We start from the raw sequence: 365 nt of genomic DNA on the forward strand, positions 1-365 counted from the left end.
CGCCTCGATGTGCGATACGTTGCCCTCTGCGTCGTATGCATAGTCGTATTGGGCCCCATCGCTACGATCGGCAACCTTCAGACGGCCCGCCGCATCATAGTCGTAGGCCCACAGGGCGCTTTGACCCCCTACCGTTTCGACAATCCCATCAATGAGCTGCTCGGGTGCGCTGGCATAGGTGTAGCTTGGCGCCCCGCCTCCATGGTGACTCAGACGGTACAGACGACGGTCGCCTGCATTGGCCTCGTAGATCAGGTCACGCCCGATTGGCGTCCCCAACAGACGCGCTGAAACCATCTGTTCGGTTTGCCCGAGGTAGGTGTAATCAAACTGCCCCAGGTCATTGCGGGTGCGGATGCGACGCC

General features: G+C 60.8%; 1 protein-coding gene. It reads right to left on the reverse strand.

What is annotated here, in order from left to right:
- A partial coding sequence (locus DNK49_RS23480) for a hypothetical protein (protein WP_133255186.1) occupies positions 1–365 on the reverse strand: 365 nt, incomplete at both ends.

The organism is Parazoarcus communis SWub3 = DSM 12120 (assembly GCF_003226565.1).
Classification (GTDB): Bacteria; Pseudomonadota; Gammaproteobacteria; order Burkholderiales; family Rhodocyclaceae; genus Parazoarcus; species Parazoarcus communis.